Below are 18,282 nucleotides of genomic sequence, written 5' to 3' on the forward strand. Positions count from 1 at the left end.
CCCGACGGGTCGGTGATAAAAGATCGGCGGGTGTGTCGATCCGCGACATTCCCCGTTCGACTTCAGGGTGAGAGGGTCCGAGTGGGACCCGGACAGCCAGGGAGAATGAACCATGAAGTACATACTGATCATGCGTGCGACCGACGAGACGTTCAAGGCGTACCAGGATGCCGACTTCGACAAGATCCTGGAGTCGATGGGCCGCTTCAACGACGAGCTGATCAGGGCAGGCGTGCTGGTCGCGGCGGAGGGACTCGACGACGCCGCCGAGGGCGTGGTCGTCGACTACTCCTCCGAGCCGCCCGTGACCACCGACGGCCCGTACGGCGAGACCAAGGAGCTGTTCAACGGCTTCTGGCTCCTCAACGTCTCCTCCAAGGAGGAGGCCGTGGAGTGGGCCAAGCGGGCGCCGTTGGCCGGGCCGGGCAGCAAGTGCGAGATCCGCCGGGTCCCCTCGATCGACGAGTTTCCGCAGGACAACGAGTGGATCCAGAAGGAGAGGGCGTGGCGCGAGGCCAGCGGGCAGCTCTGACGGGGCGTCCGGGAACCGCCGGGACCCGCTTTCCGGACAAGCGCTGACGGAACGAGAGGGTCATGGCCGACGCAGGTGGTCGTGAGGCCATCGCCGCCGTATGGCGGATCGAGTCCGCGCGGATCGTCGGTGCGCTCGCACGGTACACCGGCGACTTCGCGCTGGCCGAGGACCTCGCCCAGGAGGCGCTGGCCGAGGCGCTGGTGAGCTGGCCACGCGACGGTGTGCCCCGCAACCCGGCGGGGTGGTTGCTCACCGTCGGCCGGCGCCGCGCGGTCGACACGTTCCGCCGGCGCTCCGCCCTGGACGACAAGTACGCCGCCCTCGCCCGCGACCTGGGCGAGGGCGGCGGTGGGAGCGCGCCCGCCGATCCGGCTCGAGCGGCCGAGGACGTACTGTGGGATCCGGACCAGATCGACGATGACGTGCTCGCGCTGATGTTCATCGCCTGCCACCCCGTGCTGTCCAGGGAGGCGCGGGTGGCGCTCACCCTGCGGGTGGTCGGCGGGCTGACGAGCGACGAGATCGCCAAGGCGTTCCTCGTCCCGACCGCCACCGTGCAGGCCCGGATCACTCGGGCGAAGAAGACCCTCGGGGCGGCGCGGGTGCCCTTCGAGGTGCCGCCGGCCGAGGAGCGGAGCACCCGGCTCGGGTCGGTGCTCAACGTGGTCTACCTGATCTTCACCGAAGGGTCCTCGGCCAGCTCCGGTAACCAGCTGATCCGACTCGACCTCGCAAGTGAGGCTCAGCGGCTGGCTCGGGTGCTGACCCGACTGATGCCCAACGAGCCCGAGGTCCATGGCCTGCTGGCGCTGCTCGAGCTGACGGCGGCGCGCTTCCCCGCCCGCACCGGGTCGGACGGCGAGCCGGTGTTGCTGGAGCACCAGGACCGCCGCCGCTGGGACCGCTCGGCGATCCGCCGGGGTCAAGCCGCGCTGGCCCGTGCGGAGCGGGTCGGCCGAGGTCTTGGCGCCTACGGTTTGCAGGCGGCGATCGCCGAATGCCACGCCGTCGCCGAGTCGGTCGACGCCACGAACTGGGAGCGCGTCGTGCTCATCTACGAAGCGCTCGGCCGGCTCGCGCCGTCGCCGGTGGTCGACCTCAACCGGGCGGTGGCGGTTTCCATGGCCCAGGGACCGGCCGCGGCGCTGTCGATCGTGGACGAGCTGGCGGCCGCCGAGGCGCTGTCGAACTCGCACCTGCTGCCGAGCGTTCGCGGGGAACTGCTCGTCCGCCTGAAGCGCGCCGACGAGGCGCGTACCGAACTGGAGCTCGCCGTGCGGCTGTGCGACAACGAACGGGAGCGGGCGGTGCTGGAACGCAAACTCACCGATCTCGGCTGACCGGCCCGACCAGGATCGGGCCGTGCTGGGCCAGCCACTCGAACATCTCCCGCAGTTTGGGCTCGCTGTTGGGCAGCGGCGCGTCGTGTAGCCGGTTGCCTGTGGGGTCGAGACCAAGGGCGTGGTGTTCACCTTTGCCCACGTCCAAGCCGAGGAACACGCCGTAGCTGGCCGAAGTGTTGTGCCGGGCGCCGGGGGCCGTCCCGCGCACTCGGTTTCTTGACACACTCCCACGTCATTCATACATTTGTTGTCACTTTGTATGAATGACGTGGGAGTTGATCCGCATGCGGCTCGGCAAGACCGCCGTCGTCCTTGGTGGCAGTGCCGCCGGCCTGTGCACCGCGGGGGCGCTCGCCCCGCACTTCGACCAGGTAGTGGTGCTGGAACGCGATGAGCTTCCGGCGGAGGCCGAGCACCGACGTGGCGTGCCGCAGAGCAAACACCCGCACTTCCTGCTGAACTCGGGGCGTCGCGCGATCGGGGCGCTGTTCCCAGGTTTCGAGGACGACCTCATCGCCGCGGGCGGGTTGCATCTGATGCCGTCCATGGATGCCGCATATCTCGACGGGGAGGGCTGGTCGGCACGCAAGCGCAGCTCGATGACGATGATCTACAGTTCGCGGATCCTCATCGAGCGGGTGTTACGCGATCAGGTGCGAGGTCTGGCCAACGTGGTCATCCGCGAAGGTGCCGCGGTGAGCGGCCTGACCGTGCGGGGTGGCGGCACCCGCGACGGGGCGGTCACCGGGGTCGATTTCGCCACGTCCACCGGCGACGAGCACGTCGACGCCGACTTCGTGGTGGACGCGATGGGCCGCGGCTCCTCGGTCGGCAACTGGCTGGTGGCGGCGGGCTGGCCCGAGCCCGAGGTGCGGACCCTCGACGCCAAGGTCACCTACACCTCGCGCTGGTATGACCTGCCCTCACCCGCGGAGCGGCCCGGGTCCTGGTGGTGGCAGCACCTGGTGATCATGCCGACCCCAGACAAGGGTGAGCACCCCGCCGAGCACGAGTTCCTGGTGAACTTTTTCCCGATCGAGGGGAACCGTGTCATCGCCTGTATGGGCTCATGGGGACTCGAGATGCCGCGCGCCACCGACGCGTTCGTCGAATCGGCCCGCCGGGTGCGGACGCCGTTGTTCGCGGCCGCGATGGACCAGTGCGCTCCCACCTCGGAGGTGCACCTGACCCGGTCGACCGGCAACAAGTGGCGACGCTACGACCACCTGCGCACGCCTCCGCAGGGTCTGGTGTTCATCGGCGACTCGATCTGCGCGTTCAACCCGTTCTACGCACAAGGCATCAGTTCCGCGTCGGGTTCGGCACTGTTGCTGCGCGAGCACCTCTCCCGCGCCGAGCGGCTCGACGCGGGGTTCTTCTCGCGATTCCTCATAGCGCAGCGCAAACTGCTCAGCGTGCCGTGGCGCCTGGCGATGGCCAGGGACCAGAGCTACGAATGTGCGGTGGGTACCGAGAAGGTGCCCGAGTGGAGACGTCGCATCGTCGCGGCCGTGTCTGGCCCGGCGTTCAGTCTCATCGTCGGTGCCGCCCGTGAGGACGACGTTGTCGATGAGCACTTCGCCAAGGTGTTCAATCTCGACGAGTCGCTGGGGGACATGCTGCGGAACCCGCGGGTGATCGCGGGACTCGTGCGCTACCGCATCCGTACTGCGTTGGGTCGGCACCGGGTCCCCTTCGGGTTCGATCCTCACGCCGAACCACCTGCCACCGACTACTCACCGGAGGGCACCGACAGTGCCATAACATCGGCCGTTGCACGATGAGTGCCGTGTGCGGCCCGGACGCGGAGGTACTCACCCGCGACCTCGGTTTCGACTGCCACGACGTCTCCCCGGTGGTCTCGATCCGCTTCCCCTGGGAACTCGCACACTGGACGATGCCGTTGCTCGAGCTGCTTGTCATCGGCGGCGCCGTTTTCGCCCTGGTGCACGCCGTCCGCCGCCACCGCGCGGGCGATCCGGTCAACCTGGCACTGTGGTGCGCCTCGCTTGTCTACCTCTTCGTGACCGAACCGCCGCTGTACTTCCCGGAGTGGTTCGGTCTCGACGAGCTGTACGGTTTCATCTTCGCCCACAACCAGTTCACCGTGCAGTTCATGGGGGACCGGTTGCCGCTCTACATCGTCGCGTTCTACCCGGTGATCAGTCAGGTCGCCTACGAACTCGTGCGGTCGCTCGAAATCTTCCGGCGCCGTGGCGCGCTGGCTGGGTCGGTGGCCGTCGCGTTGGTCTGCCAGGTGTTCTACGAGGTTTTCGATCACCTTGGCCCGCAGCTGAAGTGGTGGTCCTGGAACATGGACAACCACATCGTCAACCACCCCGCCATGGCGGCAGTGCCGCTGAACAGCATGCTGCTGTTCGCCTCCGTCTCGATGGCGGCCATGACCTATCTGGTCGTGCGTCTGGTCGGTGGCCCAGCGGCGGACGGTGGACCGCGACGCGGGTGGTCGCTGGTGCTGCGCACCGTGGTGGCCGGTGTCCTCACACCGCCGACCATGGCGGTCGCCGGCATCCCGTCGGGCTTCTTCGGCGGGAACAATCCCAACACCACCGCGCAGGCCTGGGTTCTCGGCATCGAGCTGGCCCTGATCTGGCTGGCCGGCGCCTGGATCGTCGTCTCGCACTTGAGGTCTCCGGACCCTGGGACGGACGAGCCCCTGTCCACCTTCGCCCGGTTCTACCCCGCCGTCTACCTGGGTGGAATGGCTGTGTTCTGGATCAGTGCCCTGCCAGCATACTTCGCAGCGGACGATGGCATCACCGGTGACGGCACCCCGGTCGGAAGCTGGCCTTACGCGTTCGCCTGCTTCCTCGGGGCTGGTCTGTTGCTGACCGCGCTGTATCGGAAGGGCCTCGCGCGCCGCAGGGCACCTGCCTCCGTCTGAGTTTTCCCGCTCGGGGAAGATGGAGCGCATGGGGCATCACGGATGGCAGGGCAACCCGCCCGGCACCGAGGTCGAGGCACGCCGTCGGATCGTCGTGGCGGCGACGGCGTGCCTCGACCGTGTGGGGCTCGCCAAAACCAACCTCTCCGACGTCGCCGCCGAGGCCGGCGTGACCCGGCAGACCGTCTACCGTTACTTCCCGGGCCTGAAAGACATTCTCCGTGCCGTTGCCCTGGCCGGTGTCGAGGAGTTCGCCGGGCGGATGGAACGCCACCTGGCTTCGTTCGGCAGCGCCGCGGAAGCTGCCGCGGAATCGGTGGTGTTCGCCGTCCGGACGATCCCCGACGAGCCCTACCTGGGCCTGCTCTTGCAGGCGGGCGAAGCCGACTTCTTCACCGACGGAGTCATCTCTTCCTTGTCCTTCTCCTATGGCGCGCGGATCCTCCGCAACGTGCCGGTCGACTGGCCCGCCGTCGGCGTCACCACCGACGAGGACCTCCAGGGACTCGCCGAGATCCTAATGCGACTCTTCATGTCCTTTCTGCAGTACCCCTCGACGCCAGCGCTCACCGACGACGGACTGCGGACTCTCGTCCGCCGCTGGGTCGGACCAGCCCTCCGCGGCTAGATCAACAATAGATTCACCTGCACCCAGGGACCGTCCAACGCGGTGGTGCGCAGCAGCCCCGGCGTTCCCCATAGCCAGACCACCACCACGACCATCACCGCTCGTTCTGTTCGCGGTCATGGTCGCCCTTCGAAGGCCCCGAATGGGTTGTGACGGTGTGAGCCGACCGCACTTACCGGCAGGTCAGGTGTCGTTGTTCCGGGGGTGGGAGCGGATTACGACGGAAACCGGCAACCAGTGATCTTGAGTTGAACCTGCCGCAGGTGCGGTGCTGGGGCGGATCGGCGTCGGCTGCCCGACCAGGGACAGCGATGCGCAAACGCGGCCGGAGGCCCGATCTTGTGTCACCGTTCGCAGTGGACTTCGTCGCGTACCCGCTCAGATCGGTCAACGGCGCACCCGATAGCGCAGGTGAAGCACCCGGTTGCCCTGGATCACCACGTCAGGATCCTCCAGCAGATGCTGCGCGTCGACCGACCCGAATGCCACCGGCATCGACGCGGTCGTGGAGCGAGCCGGTGTAGCCCTAGCCACGCTCTATAAGCAGTTCGGGGGCAAAGACCGGCTCGTGCCGCCTACCTCAAAGAGCGGGACCATCGCTGGCGGGCGGACTGGGAGGCCGCCATCGCCACCACCACCGACCCGCGGCAGGGGGTTGTGGCGATCTGTGATGCCCTGGAGCAATGGTGGGGCACTGAGGGCTGTTACCGCGGCTGTGCGCAGGTCGACGCTGCTGTCGAGATCACCGACGCCGACCACCCCGCGATTGCTGCGATCACCCGACACAAGGCACACCTTCGCCAACGCCTGACCGAGCTCACGCGCGAGGCCGGCGCAGCCGAGCCCGAACAGACCGCAGCGGACATCGTGGTGATCTACGAGGGCACGATCACAGCATTGCTGCTCCAACTCGTGCCCGAGCCCCTGCAGCGAGCACGCCGCCTGACCACCGAACTGCTCCCGACCGACGACAGAAGATGAACCGACCGTCGATCGTCCGTCTCGTACCTGATGGAAACGGGCAGCACGTACGGAAACGAACGTTCACGAGACACGCTCGCTTGCGTAAGGTTCCGCAGGTCACTTCTGTAATACCCGCCCCACCATCTACCGCCACCTCAGCGCTGGCTGCCAGCCCATCAGCGATGATCCGCTACTTTGCGGCTCGCGGGGAGCTTCGGGAGAACTGGGGCCGTGAAGCCGTCTTTCAAGTCCGCGAGAAAATGTCGCGGCGGGATGTCGAGAACCCGAGCGCCGCTCCGTCCCCGGAGTAGAACACGGCCACAATGGGCCGTACCGCACTAAGGAGAACACGATGGCCAAGTACCTGCTGCTCAAGCACTACCGGGGCGCGCCGGCACCGGTCAACGACGTGCCGATGGACCAGTGGACGCCGGAGGAGGTCTCGGCCCACATGCGGTACATGCAGGATTTCGCCGCTCGGCTCGAGGGCACCGGCGAGTTCGTCGACGGTCAGGCGCTCTCCCCGGAGGGCACGTTCGTCCGCTACGACGGCGAGGGCAACCCACCCGTCGTCACCGACGGCCCGTTCGCGGAGACCAAGGACCTGATCGCCGGCTGGATGGTGATCGATGTCGAGACCTACGAGCGGGCGCTCGAGTTGGCCGGCGAGCTGTCCGCGGCTCCGGGTGCGGGTGGGAAGCCGATCCACGAGTGGCTCGAGGTGCGCCCGTTCCTGGGCGAGCCCCCGACCATCACGGAGTGACGCACGGTGGACGAGGCCCTGCTGCGGACCCTCACGCCCACCGTGATCGGGATCCTCGTCCGTCGCGGAGCCGACTTCGCGGCGGCCGAGGATGCCGTGCAGGACGCACTGGTCGAGGCCATGCACGTGTGGCCGGCCGACGGTGTCCCCGACAACCCCAAGGGCTGGCTGGTCACCGTGGCCTGGCGCAAGTTCCTCGACGCCACCCGCGCCGATACCTCCCGGCGGCACCGTGAGGTACGCGTCGAGGCCGAGCCCGCGCCCGGCCAGGGCGAGGTGGTGGACGACACGCTCCGGCTGTACTTCCTGTGCGCGCACCCGTCCCTGACATCGGCCTCGGCCGTCGCGCTCACGCTGCGCGCGGTCGGCGGCCTGACCACGCGGCAGATCGCGCGGGCCTACCTGGTGCCGGAGGCGACCATGGCCCAGCGCATCAGCAGGGCCAAGCGGACCGTCTCATCCGTCCGGTTCAACCAGCCCGGGGGCGTCGCCACCGTGCTGCGCGTGCTCTACCTGATCTTCAACGAGGGCTACTCCGGCGACGTCGACCTGGCCGGCGAGGCGATCCGGCTCACTCGCCAGCTCGCGGCCAGGACCAACCACGAGGAGGTCGCGGGGCTGCTCGCGCTCATGCTGCTCCACCACGCACGGCGCCCGGCACGGACCGGCCCCGACGGCAGGCTCGTGCCTCTCGCCGAGCAGGATCGCGGCCTGTGGAACACCCGCCTGATCGCCGAGGGCGTCGATGTGCTCCAGGCGGCCCTCGGCCGCGACCGCCTGGGCGAGTTCCAGGCCCAGGCCGCCATCGCCGCGCTGCACGCCGACGCCCGGACCGTCGAGGAAACCGACTGGGTGCAGATCGTCGAGTGGTACGACGAGCTGGTGCGCCTCACCGGCAGCCCGGTCGCCCGCCTCAACCGGGCCGTCGCGGTCGGCGAGGCCGACGGCCCACGGGCCGGTCTGGCCGCGCTGGCGGGGCTCGACCCGGCCCTGCCCCGCCACGCCGCCGCCACGGCGTACCTACACGAGCGTGACGGTGACCTGGTCACCGCAGCACGCCTCTACACCGAAGCCGCCCGATCAGCGCCCAACCTCCCCGAACGCGACCACCTCACGCGACAGGCCGCCCGGCTCAACGCGCGGCTGCGCGGTTGAGCGGCGGGCATTCACCGACCCGACGGGGACGGTCCGCTCGGCCGTCCCCGGTGCCGCCCTGGCCGGCAGCGGCTAACCACTCGGCTGCTGCCGCGGGGTCTCGAGCGCGGCCGCGACTCGTCGGCGCAGCGTCTCATCGTCGTCCTCGTCCGGCTCCGCCAGTGCCTCGGTCACCGCGGCGTGCAACTCCTCGAGCCGCCCGGTCAGCGCGGCCTCGGCGGTGGACCGTTCAGCCAACTCGCGGTCCAGCGCCGCGATGCGTTCGTGCAGTGGGCTCAGGGCGTTGGCGTAGTTCTGGGTCGCCTCGGTGAGCCGGCTTGTCAGCTCGTTGATCCGCTGGTCGGCGGCGACCTGCGCGGTGCGGAGCTGCTCGTCGAGTTCGGCGGTGCGGGTACGGAGCCGCTGCTGGTACTCCTCGTCCAGGCTCACCCGGAGCCGCCCGCGTTCCTGCTCCTCCTCGCGGCGTAGCTGATCGATCCGCTCGAGCGTGGTGGCGCGCTCACCGGCCAGGGTCGTCTGCAGTTCGGCGATCCGATCCTGCGCGGTGGCCGCCTGGTCGAGGGCGCGCTGGCGGTCCGCCTCGGCCCGGTCCCTTTCCTCCCGCGCCGCACGGCGATCGTGCAGCGCCTGCTCCCGTTCCCGCTCGGCCTGCTCGGCCGCCTGCCGGGCACCGTCGCGTGCGGCCCGGTCGGCCTCGGCCTGCTCCCGTGCGCCTTCCGCCTCGGCCAGCGCCCGATCGCGCTCCGCGGCCGCGGCCGCGGCCCCCTCCTGTGCCTGCTGCCGGGCCTGCTCGGCCTCGGCCTTCGCGGTGAGCGCGGCGGCGGTCTCGGTCGAGGCCTGTTGCTGGAGCGCCGCGATCTCGGCGCGCACCGGGTCGAGCGTGCCGAGCAGGGCACCGAGCCGCTCGTCCAGCACCTGGGTGTCGATCCGGGTCATCGGCTGGTCCGGGCCGTACACGGTCAGCCAGATCTCGCGCTGCTCGTCCAGCATCGCGCAGCTGATGACCTTGGCACCCCACCTGCCGTAGCGATCCGGATCGGCGGCGCAGTACGGGGTCGGTCGGCCGCCACGGGACGGCAGTGGGGGCAGCGACCGGCCGCAGTAGGCGCACCAGGCGTCCTGTCCCGCCGCCAGCGCCCGCAGCGTGGCCTCCCGGCGCTCCTCCCTGTTGCCCTGGCGGACCGGGGGAGTCTCCGGAGGCGACGCGAGGTCCGCGTGGCCTTCGTCCTCGCCGTACTCGACCGTCTCATCAGTCACATGCACACCGTACAGGTTCGAGTTTTATATCTTAAACTGGGTGTTCTGTTTTCAAAATCCAAACTCGAAATCCAGGTGGATACATGTCTATCCTATGGATAAGGAGGATTATCTATATGATCAGAGGAGGTATCGGGGGAGCGCTGAGTGCCGCGCGCGGCGTGGGGTACCCGGGGGCGACTCGGCAGCCGGATGCCACACGGCGGGCGCCTTGGGGGAGTGGGGCCCGCAGGCCCCGCTACACGGCCCAGCTCTCCGGTTGCTCTATGGCCGGCCGCAAAATAGCCAGGCGTGTTGGTGGGTATCGCGCGCGGGACGGGGATGGGGATGCGGAGGGCTCGTCAGCGGCGGCCTGGCGGTGTTCCGACGGTCGCCGATTGACTCCGCTACGACCGGAGTGCGCTTTGGAGCAACCGGCTACCACGCGATCCCGATACCGTCCATCGGGCCTCTAGCTATCCTGCCGCTACCTGAGCTCGTTGGCACGGCGGAGTTTTCCGGTCATGTGGCCAGGTCCAGCCATTCCCCGACGGCCAGCACGTATGCGCGCCGTCCGGCGTGCGTGCGGAACTCGTTCTCCGGGTCGGAGACCTCGACGTAGCCCGCGATCTTGTCCGGCTGCTCCGCCTCGTAGTGCATCGGCACCGCGTACCGGGCGTCGAGGATCTCCGCGGCCGCGGCGGCCTGCCTCGGGTCCATCGCGGCGGGCAGCGGGCTCGGCGGCTGCAGGTGCGGCGCGTCGACCACCGCGCCGTTGGCGGGCAGGAACACCGCGTCGAACGGGCTGAACCGGCGCGCGATGAGCCACCAGTAGCCGTGGAACATCGTGTCGCCGCCGTGGAAGACTCGCTGCCCGTCGGCCCGCACCACCCAGTTCAGTTGCGGGTCGCCCAGCCCGTCGACGGAGGGGACCGCGGTGACGCGGAACGGCCCGACTTCGCGGGTGGACCAGGCATCCACGACCTCGGCAGCCAGCCGGTGCAGGACCAGCTCGCGCTCGGCCGGCAGCGTCGTCACGTTGTCCACGTCGTCGCCGTGACCGGGCGCCGGCCGCAGCACCGGCGCCCCTGGCGTCAGCGCGTCCGCGAGCGCGGACGCGTCGGTGTGGTCCCGGTGCAGGTGGGTGAGCAGTGCGGCGGTGGCCTTCCCGCTCGGCACCTCCAGCCCCTCGCCGTGCTTCCACCCCGTGAACAGCGGTGAGAGGTCCCGCACGTAGTCGATCACCAGTCGCTCGCCGCCTGCCTCGATCTCCAGACCGGCCCAGCCCAGTCGTCGCACCCGCATCTCGCACTCCTTACGTCCCGGTGGTTGCCGCGAACGTAGCGTACGCGCGTTCGCTAACTCAATAGCGAACGTGCGTATGCTATTCTCGTCACATGTCACCGCGACGCTCAGTGGCCGAAGCGCGGGCCACCAGGGGCCGGATCCTCGGCCGTGCCGCCGAGATCGCCTCCGAGGAAGGGCTGGACGGCATCACCATCGGTCGGCTCGCCGAGGAGCTGGAGATGAGCAAGTCCGGGGTGCACAAGCACTTCGGCACCAAGGAGACGCTGCAGATCTCCACGCTGGACAAGGCGTTCGTGGACTTCTGGCACCGGGTGGTCGAGCCCGCACTGGCCGAGCCGCCGGGTCTGCGGCGGCTGCGCGCGGTGTGCGACAGGTCCGTGGGCTACCTGGAAGCGCCACTGCTGCCCGGCGGCTGCCTGATGACCGCGGCGCTCACCGAGTACGACGGCCGCCCCGGCCGGGTCCGCGACGCGGTGGCCGAGGTGTGGTCGCGCTGGCGGGGACAGCTACGGGCGGACCTGACCGCGGCGGTGGACAACGGCGAGCTACCCGCCGGGTTCGACATCGACCAGGCGCTGTTCGAGATCGTCGCCACCGGGCTGGCACTGAACGCGGCCATGCAGCTCCAGCACGACCGGGCGGCCGCGGGCCGGGCCCGCCGCGCGATCGAACGGGCCTTGGACCAGTCCTGACCGCACGCCAGACCGGGCACTGGCCGAGCACGCGAAGCGAGAGGCCTACCCAGAGGCGATCGAGCAGGCCCCACCGACTTCGCCACCCTGGATACGACCGCCTGACCGCGTTCCTGTACGACCGGCTGCGCAGCAAGCACACCCGCAACCAGCGGAACAACCAAACGAGGTGGACCTTACGCGGCACACCCCGAAACGCTTCGGTGCTCGTCGCCGGTCCCGAGATCACGATTCTGCCGGTCGGGACTCGGGGCCCGTGACCACGGTGAGGACGGCCTGGACGACCTGGTCGATTCGGCGCGCGGCCAGGTCCGGCTCGGGGCTGCCGACATCGAGCCAGGTCATGGTGGCGTCGATGGCGACTGTGAGCGAGAGCCGAGCTGCCCATCGCGCCCACCGCTCGTCGGTGATCACTTCGGCGAGATGGTCATGCACGTGGCGGGTCATCTCGTCGCGCAGCTCGTTGATCTCGTGTCGGAACTCCGGTTCCCTGCTGGCTTGCTCGAAGAGCAGCCGGAACGCCGCGGGGTTCCGGTACGCCCAGGTCACCAACGAGTGGATGCTGGACTCGGTGAGCTCCTCGCCGGCGGCCGCGGCCAGTCCTTCCCCCGCATGCTCGAGGACCGCGCGGAACAGCTCGGGTTTCGCGGCGAAATGCCGGTAGAGGATGACCCGGCTGATCCCCGCCGCCTCGGCGATGCCCTCCAGGCTCGTGGCGGCATAACCGGAGTTGGCGAAGATCGGCGTCGCGGCGTCGAGGATCTGTGCGCGGCGTTCCGCGCGCGGCAACTTCGGTTTGGTCTCGCCCATCGACTACCGCTCCCACTTGTTACAGATGCGTATACACGGCTAGTGTACATGTATCTGTAACAAGCTTGCCGAGAGGAGCGTGTCGATGACCGACCTTCGATTCCCCGCCGGATTCCTGTGGGGCGCCTCCACCGCTGCCTTCCTCATGGAAGGGGACCCGTTGGCGGACGGGGCGGGACCGTCCATCCAGCACACCTTCCGCCGGACACCGGGCAACATGCCCGCCGACGCGGGCGGAAGCGTCGGCCACTACCGACGCTTCCGCGAGGACGTGTCGCTCGCGCGCGATCTCGGATTGCAGGCGTTCCGGTTCTCGATCGCCTGGCCCCGGGTGCTACCCGAGGGCACCGGCGAGGTGAACAACCGGGGGCTCGATCATTACGACGCGGTCGTCGACACACTGCTGGAAGCGGGCATCGAGCCGTTTCCCTACCTGTACTACTGGGATCTGCCGGCAGCGCTCCAGGACCGCGGCGGCTGGGGAAACCGCGACTGCGCCGACTGGTTCGCCGACTACGCCGCGTTGGTATACCAGCGACTGGGCGACCGGATCTCCCGGTGGCTCACCATCTGCGAACCGTGGTCGATCGTCCACTTCGGTTACCTCGCCGGTGAGGACGCACCGGGCATCCGCGACCTCCGAACCGCACTGCGAGCCGGTCACCACCTGCTCCTCGGGCACGGTCGGGCCGTGGAGGCGTTCCGGGCAAGCGACGCCCGTGGCGACATCGGCATCAGCACGACGATGACCGACATCCAGCCGGCATCCAGCTGCGAGCCGGACCGCCTCGCAGCCGAAAGGGCCGACGCGTACTTCAACCGGCTCTACCTCGACCCGATCATGCACGGCGCCTACCCGGCCGCGATCCCCGGGCCACTCCAGGAACACTGGCCACGCGTGACCGACGACGACCTCGCCACGATCTCCACGCCGATCGACTTCCTCGGCGTCGTGTACTACCTCCGGATGACCGTCGCCGATCGCCAAGCCTCCATACCCGAGCGCAACGACGACACCTTCGCCGAACACATCTCGCTTGCCGACCTGGCCGCGATCGACCGCCAGGAAACCGTGTTCGCCCAACTCCTCGGCGCGCGTGTGATCAACCCGACCGGGCCGGTGACCGACCTGGGCTGGGAGATCGCCCCGGATGGCTTGACCAAGGTGCTCCGCGCGATCCACGACCGCTACGGCAACCCACCGGTCTACGTTGCCGAAAACGGCGCCGCATTCACCGACATCGTCGCCGCCGACGGCACGGTCACCGACGACCGCCGCCGCTCCTATCTCAACGACCACCTACAGGCGGCCCATGAGGCGATCCGCGCCGGCGTCGACCTTCGTGGCTGGAACGTGTGGTCCCTGCTGGACGACGCCGATACGCGCTTCGGGCTGATCCACGTCGACCACGAGAGCCACGAGAGGACGATCAAGTCCTCCGGACACTGGTACCACGACGTGATCGCGGCCAACGGCCTGAGTCGCCCCGGAACGGATACCGCACACGCCAGCGCGGCTCCGGTCTCAGACGGGTCCAGGTGACGGCTTCGCTACTGTGCGGCCGGCCGTAGCAACCGGAGAACGGGGCCTACACCGGTGACACGATGACCCTCGGCCGGAGTTGAACGGGTCAGGCGTCGATAGCTATATAGGTGTGAAGTAGACTATGTGTCATGTCCCTCAAGCATGCCATCCTCGGCCTTCTCGACCTGAAGCCGATGACCGGGTATGACCTCAAGAAGACCTTCGACAACACGGCCCGGCACTTCTGGGCGGCTGACCGGTCGCAGATCTACCGCACCCTCGGCAACCTGCATGCCGACGGCCTGCTGGACGAGCACGTCATCCCCCAGCGGTCCCGCCCTGACCGGCACGAGTACCGGCTGACCGCGGCGGGCTCCGCCGAGCTGGACACCTGGCTGCGCTCCCCGGCGCCCACCGAGTTGCCGCGCGAGGCGTTCCTGGCACGGATCTACTTCGCCGGCCGGGCCGAGGATCCCCGGCTCGTACGCACACTCGTCGACGAGCGCCGGGCGCTGGTGAGGACCCGACTCGACGAACTCCGCGCGCTGGAGGCGCCCGCGGCCACGCAGCCCGAGCGACTACGGGCGATGACGTTACGCAACGGCATCCTGCACCTCGAGACCGAGCTCGGCTGGCTCGACGAGCTCGAGGAGACGCTGTGATGTTCGTGCACGAGCAACATCCGGACGCCGACGAAAGCCTCCTGTTCCTGCACGGCGGCAATGTCGCGGGGTGGATGTGGCACGACCTGGCCGCGTCGCTGCCCGACCGGCACAGCCTGATTCCCGACCTTCCCGGTTTCGGCGCGTCGAACGCTGAGGCCTGGACGACCGTGGCCGAGGTGGCGGACTCGGCGGCGGCCGTCATCCGTGCACGCGCCCATGACGGACGCGCACACCTCGTCGGCCTCTCCCTCGGCGCCGTGGTCGGCACCGTGCTCGTGGCACGCCATCCCGATCTCGTCAGCAGCGCGATGCTCACCGGTGCGCCGCTGCGCGGCGTGGGCACGATGACGAGAGTGCTCGGGCACGCGCAGACCCGGCTGTGGGGTTCGCGGGCGTACTGGCGGGTCATGGCGCACGCGTTTCGGTTGCCCGATGACTCGGTCGATACGTTGGTCGAGACCGGCCTGGGGCTCGACCGCGCGTCGGCGCGACGGATGCTGACCCAGGTGTACGACGGCGTGCCGGCCGCGGACCTCGAAGGCCTGCGGCGTACCCGGACACCGATCCTGATGCTGGCCGGCGAGCGGGAACCGAAGGCGGTGCACCGAGCGCTGCCCGAGGTGACCTCCCGGGCGCCGAAGGCGGTCGCGCGGACGGTGCCCAGGATGCGTCACGCGTGGAGCGCGGAGGACCCCGAACTGTTTCGCCGCGTGCTCCAGCACTGGCTGGCGATGCGTGAGCCAGCACCCGAGCTGAGGAAGGGGCTTTCGTGACACTGGCCGTCGCGCCGCAGGGCGATGGGGCGGACAAGACGGGGCAGGAGCGTTTCGCGGAGTTCCTGCGGATCTACACCTCGCTCAACACCCGGCTCGCCTACGCGACCGACCTCGGCATCCCGCTGGACTGGGTGCCGGGCTACACACCGCCGGACCCGGAACGCCGGCGGGGGAGGAGCCGCCGGGCGGCGCCGACCGGGCTGGAGTGGCTGCCCTGGTGCCTGCGCAACGGGTTCACCTCCTTCGCCGAGGTCAGGGTGGAGCACGTGGAGCGATGGCTGGACGAGCTGGCCCGAGCGGGGTACAGCGACGCCACCCGGGGCAGGATGCTGTCCGCGGTGTCCGCCTTCTACCGCAAGTACCTGCTCCGGGAGGGACTGGCCGAGCACAACCCGGCTGCGCTGGTCGACCGGAAGACCCAGCACCTCAACCGGGCCGACGGCACCCCCTCGGCCACCGCGCGCTGGTCCTTCGAGGCGTGCCGGGCGCTGCTGCTGGCCGCGTACCTCCTCGCCGAACGACGCCGGGACGGCCGCAGGGACCGCGCGATGGTCGAGGTACTGATCGGCACCGGCGTACGCGCCGAGGAACTCGTCGGCACCAACCTCACCGACTACCGGCGGCCGACCCAGGGGGATATCGGAATCCTGCGTGTCCACGGCAAGGGAGCCAAGGACCGCGAGGTCGCCCTTGCCCCACCGGTGGCCGACGCGGTGGAGGCCTACGTCGCCGAACGTCGTGCCCCAGCCGTCCCCGCGGTCCGCGGCCAGGTCGGGCTCGCGCCCGCGGAACCACTGTTCGTCACCAGCACGGGCAGGCGAGTACACGTCTCGCACGTCCAGGCGTTGCTGCGCAGGTTGTGTGCCACCTTCGCGCCCGCCCCGGACGCGCCACCCCCGCGAGCGCGCTGGCTGCGGGAACTGCTCGGCACCGAGCAGGCCGCTGTGATCGCCGGCCATCTCGGTCCGCTGCGGGACACCATTCATCCGCACTCCGCCCGCCACTCCTACGCCACGCACGCCATCGAGCGCGGCGTGCCCGCCCGCCAGGTGCAGCAGGACCTCGGCCACGCGGCGCTGTCCACCACCGAGGGGTACCTGCACGACGAGGACAACATCCGCAACTCCGGCGCGCACGAGCTGGCCCCGGCGCTGCACCGCGGCTGGCTGCCAGCCGGCGGGACCGCTGGCACGTAGCCTGGTGCTGATCAACGGCAGAGGGCGACGTCGATGGTACGCAGCAGACGGTTGGCGGCCTGCTCACCGGTTCGCGCGGTGATGTACACCGTCGCCTCCCGGCCCGTCTCGGCGCGGAGGGACGCGTTCGAGACTCCCGCGCCGACCAGGCCGCCGCCGTGGCCCCACGCGTAGCCGCCGCACGACAGCGGCAACCGGGCAAGGCCGATACCGTAGCCGGCGCCGTTGCCGAGGTCCGGAGCGGGCACAACAGCCCGCATCTGGGCCAGCTGCCTGCTCGGCAGCAGGTGGCCGCCGAGCAGCTTCCGCCAGAACCGGTTGAGGTCGGACGGTGTGGACACCAGTGCGCCGGACGCGCCGGCCCACGACGGCTCGTACTCGGTGACGTCGACCAGCGGTCCCTCGGGGTCGTCCTCGTCCAGCGTGTAGTTGTGCGCGTGCGGTCCACGGATCCGGCGCTCTCCCGCGGGCGGCCAGTAGGTGTCGCGCAGACCGGCGGGGCGCACCACCAGGTCGGTCACCGCGGTGCCGACGTCCCTTCCGGTCAACCGTTCCACCAGCATCCCGGCGATGACGAAGCCGGTGTTCGAGTAGTGCCAACCCTGGCCGGGGGTGAAGTCCGGTTCGTGTGACAGGGCGAGCCGGACCAACTCACTCGCCTCGACCGGGCCCTCCAACTGGGCGAGGTCCAGGTACTCGACGTAGTCCGGCACGCCGCTGGTGTGCTGCAGGAGCTGGCGCACGGTGATGTTCCGGCCGTGGATCTCCGCGCCGTCGCCGGTGCCGCGCACGACGCCGGGCAGGTAGGTCTCGATCGGCTCGTCGAGCCGCACCCAGTGCCAGGCCACCAGCCGCAGGACGGCCGTTGCGACGAAGGTCTTGGTGACGCTGGCGACCCGGAAGCGGCCATCGCTTCCGACCATCGGTCGGTCCGTGCCCAGCTCCGCGGTGCCGGCGGTCATCGTGACGGGGCGGCCGTGCCGGCCACGCACCTGCGCCAGCGCACCTGGCACTCGGTCGACGCTGGTCAGCAGGTCGAGCTGGGCCTGGACGGGGTCGGTGTCGGCGCTCGAGCGGTGCTCCGCGGCGGGGAGCGGTGGGGTGACGAGGACAGCCGTGATGGCCGCGACGCCAAAGGCGATGCCCACCGCGCGGCAAGTCTCCGATGCCGTGTATCTCATGGACAAATCCTGTTGCCGACCTTGGGCACGTAGGAATGGAGCCAGCGTCAGCGTCGGAGGTGGGGGTAGCCGTAGTGACCTCGCGGATTCAACTGTCGCGAGTTCTCCGATCTGGTAGCCGTGCGTGCCCCTCGAAGGGTGCTGCCTGCTGCGCCGGGTGCGCAGGTGACGAAGTCGGGGCGCCGCCGCCAGCACTTGACCTCAACCCGAATCGAGGTTCTACGGTTCTGATCGACTGGCGGAAAGTCGTCCACGGTGTTTGAGGAGCAGGTAGTGATCGTCACCATCGCCAGGGTTACCGACCCCGATCGGTTCCTGGACGTATTCAAGACCGTCGGCGCGGAGAAGCGGCGGGAGCACGGCTGCCGAGGCGCCTGGGTCTATTTCGATCCCGACGACACGCACCGGGTGTGGTCCGTCTTCGACTGGGACGCGAAGGACTACGACAAGTTCCTCGCCGACCCTGAGATCCCGGCCATCGCACGAGAGCTCGGGATCCAGGCGCCGCCCGTACACGCCGTCGCCGCGACCGAACTCGACGCCTGACCAGGATGTTGTGCTCGCGTGCTCGTGGCCGGCCTGCTGCTGCATTATCTTGAGC

18 protein-coding genes and 2 pseudogenes are annotated in these 18,282 nt (G+C 69.5%); 14 read left to right on the plus strand and 6 right to left on the minus strand.

What is annotated here, in order from left to right:
* Positions 1 to 112: 112 nt before the first annotated feature.
* Positions 113 to 532 (plus strand): YciI family protein, encoded by a 420-nt coding sequence (locus FB471_RS01320; RefSeq protein ID WP_141995542.1) that lies wholly within the window; start codon positions 113 to 115, stop codon positions 530 to 532.
* A 62-nt stretch (positions 533 to 594) separates the two neighbouring features.
* Positions 595 to 1,875: an RNA polymerase sigma factor gene (locus FB471_RS01325; protein ID WP_141995543.1), complete on the plus strand. Its 1,281-nt coding sequence runs from the start codon at positions 595 to 597 to the stop codon at positions 1,873 to 1,875.
* Between the two features lie 7 nt (positions 1,876 to 1,882).
* Here FB471_RS01325 and FB471_RS01330 read toward each other — a convergent pair.
* Positions 1,883 to 2,086: pseudogene (locus tag FB471_RS01330) on the minus strand (IS110 family transposase); the annotation flags it as partial.
* A 76-nt stretch (positions 2,087 to 2,162) separates the two neighbouring features.
* Here FB471_RS01330 and FB471_RS01335 point away from each other — a divergent pair.
* The 3 genes from FB471_RS01335 to FB471_RS01345 are packed head-to-tail and all read left to right on the plus strand — an operon-like array spanning position 2,163 to position 5,411.
* Complete coding sequence (locus tag FB471_RS01335) at positions 2,163 to 3,662, plus strand: FAD-dependent oxidoreductase (protein WP_142001465.1); 1,500 nt, start codon at positions 2,163 to 2,165, stop codon at positions 3,660 to 3,662.
* Positions 3,659 to 4,783, plus strand: a complete 1,125-nt coding sequence (locus FB471_RS01340) for a DUF7802 domain-containing protein (RefSeq protein ID WP_141995544.1) — start codon at positions 3,659 to 3,661, stop codon at positions 4,781 to 4,783. The genes FB471_RS01335 and FB471_RS01340 overlap by 4 nt, the downstream gene beginning before the upstream one ends.
* A 28-nt stretch (positions 4,784 to 4,811) precedes the next feature.
* Positions 4,812 to 5,411, plus strand: coding sequence for a TetR/AcrR family transcriptional regulator (locus FB471_RS01345; RefSeq protein ID WP_142001466.1), 600 nt, complete (start codon positions 4,812 to 4,814; stop codon positions 5,409 to 5,411).
* A gap of 387 nt (positions 5,412 to 5,798) precedes the next feature.
* Here FB471_RS01345 and FB471_RS34755 read toward each other — a convergent pair.
* A pseudogene (locus FB471_RS34755) lies at positions 5,799 to 5,894 on the minus strand (dihydrofolate reductase); the annotation flags it as partial.
* Between the two features lie 174 nt (positions 5,895 to 6,068).
* On the opposite strand from FB471_RS34755, the gene FB471_RS34760 reads away from it, so the two are divergent.
* From FB471_RS34760 to FB471_RS01360, 3 genes are all read left to right on the plus strand, one after another.
* Complete coding sequence (locus FB471_RS34760) at positions 6,069 to 6,392, plus strand: TetR family transcriptional regulator C-terminal domain-containing protein (RefSeq protein WP_246076190.1); 324 nt, start codon at positions 6,069 to 6,071, stop codon at positions 6,390 to 6,392.
* A gap of 334 nt (positions 6,393 to 6,726) precedes the next feature.
* Positions 6,727 to 7,137: a YciI family protein gene (locus FB471_RS01355; RefSeq protein WP_141995546.1), complete on the plus strand. Its 411-nt coding sequence runs from the start codon at positions 6,727 to 6,729 to the stop codon at positions 7,135 to 7,137.
* Positions 7,138 to 7,143: 6 nt separating this feature from the next.
* Positions 7,144 to 8,292, plus strand: a complete 1,149-nt coding sequence (locus FB471_RS01360) for an RNA polymerase sigma factor (RefSeq protein ID WP_141995547.1) — start codon at positions 7,144 to 7,146, stop codon at positions 8,290 to 8,292.
* 72 nt (positions 8,293 to 8,364) lie between these two features.
* On the opposite strand, the gene FB471_RS01365 is transcribed toward FB471_RS01360, so the two are convergent.
* Together FB471_RS01365 and FB471_RS01370 are read right to left on the minus strand one after the other, a co-directional pair.
* Entirely contained in the window at positions 8,365 to 9,549 is a 1,185-nt protein-coding gene (locus FB471_RS01365) for a coiled-coil domain-containing protein (RefSeq protein ID WP_246076191.1), read from the minus strand.
* A gap of 501 nt (positions 9,550 to 10,050) precedes the next feature.
* The gene (locus FB471_RS01370) at positions 10,051 to 10,833 is read right to left on the minus strand and encodes an MBL fold metallo-hydrolase (protein WP_141995548.1); all 783 of its coding nucleotides are present in this window, start codon (positions 10,831 to 10,833) and stop codon (positions 10,051 to 10,053) included.
* A gap of 92 nt (positions 10,834 to 10,925) precedes the next feature.
* Here FB471_RS01370 and FB471_RS01375 point away from each other — a divergent pair, with 92 nt between their 5' ends.
* Entirely contained in the window at positions 10,926 to 11,528 is a 603-nt protein-coding gene (locus tag FB471_RS01375; protein WP_141995549.1) for a TetR/AcrR family transcriptional regulator, read from the plus strand.
* Positions 11,529 to 11,753: 225 nt separating this feature from the next.
* On the opposite strand, the gene FB471_RS01380 is transcribed toward FB471_RS01375, so the two are convergent.
* Complete coding sequence (locus FB471_RS01380; RefSeq protein WP_141995550.1) at positions 11,754 to 12,338, minus strand: TetR/AcrR family transcriptional regulator; 585 nt, start codon at positions 12,336 to 12,338, stop codon at positions 11,754 to 11,756.
* An 85-nt stretch (positions 12,339 to 12,423) separates the two neighbouring features.
* Between FB471_RS01380 and FB471_RS01385 the strand changes: the two genes are divergently transcribed.
* From FB471_RS01385 to FB471_RS01400, 4 genes are all read left to right on the plus strand, one after another.
* A complete protein-coding gene (locus tag FB471_RS01385; RefSeq protein WP_141995551.1) occupies positions 12,424 to 13,881 on the plus strand; it encodes a glycoside hydrolase family 1 protein in 1,458 nt (485 codons plus the stop codon).
* Between the two features lie 131 nt (positions 13,882 to 14,012).
* Positions 14,013 to 14,525 carry a PadR family transcriptional regulator gene (locus FB471_RS01390; protein WP_141995552.1) on the plus strand — a complete coding sequence of 171 codons (513 nt, stop codon included), beginning with the start codon at positions 14,013 to 14,015 and terminating at the stop codon, positions 14,523 to 14,525.
* On the plus strand, positions 14,525 to 15,301 hold the full coding sequence (locus tag FB471_RS01395) for an alpha/beta fold hydrolase (RefSeq protein ID WP_246076653.1): 777 nt from the start codon (positions 14,525 to 14,527) through the stop codon (positions 15,299 to 15,301). The genes FB471_RS01390 and FB471_RS01395 overlap by 1 nt, the downstream gene beginning before the upstream one ends.
* The gene (locus tag FB471_RS01400; RefSeq protein WP_141995554.1) at positions 15,298 to 16,500 is read left to right on the plus strand and encodes a tyrosine-type recombinase/integrase; all 1,203 of its coding nucleotides are present in this window, start codon (positions 15,298 to 15,300) and stop codon (positions 16,498 to 16,500) included. Before FB471_RS01395 ends, FB471_RS01400 begins: the two co-directional genes overlap by 4 nt.
* 11 nt (positions 16,501 to 16,511) lie before the next feature.
* On the opposite strand, the gene FB471_RS01405 is transcribed toward FB471_RS01400, so the two are convergent.
* Entirely contained in the window at positions 16,512 to 17,681 is a 1,170-nt protein-coding gene (locus FB471_RS01405) for a serine hydrolase domain-containing protein (protein WP_141995555.1), read from the minus strand.
* 273 nt (positions 17,682 to 17,954) lie between these two features.
* On the opposite strand from FB471_RS01405, the gene FB471_RS01410 reads away from it, so the two are divergent.
* Positions 17,955 to 18,227, plus strand: coding sequence for a hypothetical protein (locus tag FB471_RS01410; protein WP_141995556.1), 273 nt, complete (start codon positions 17,955 to 17,957; stop codon positions 18,225 to 18,227).
* Positions 18,228 to 18,282: the final 55 nt, after the last annotated feature.

Source organism: Amycolatopsis cihanbeyliensis (genome assembly GCF_006715045.1).
Lineage (GTDB): Bacteria > Actinomycetota > Actinomycetes > Mycobacteriales > Pseudonocardiaceae > Amycolatopsis > Amycolatopsis cihanbeyliensis.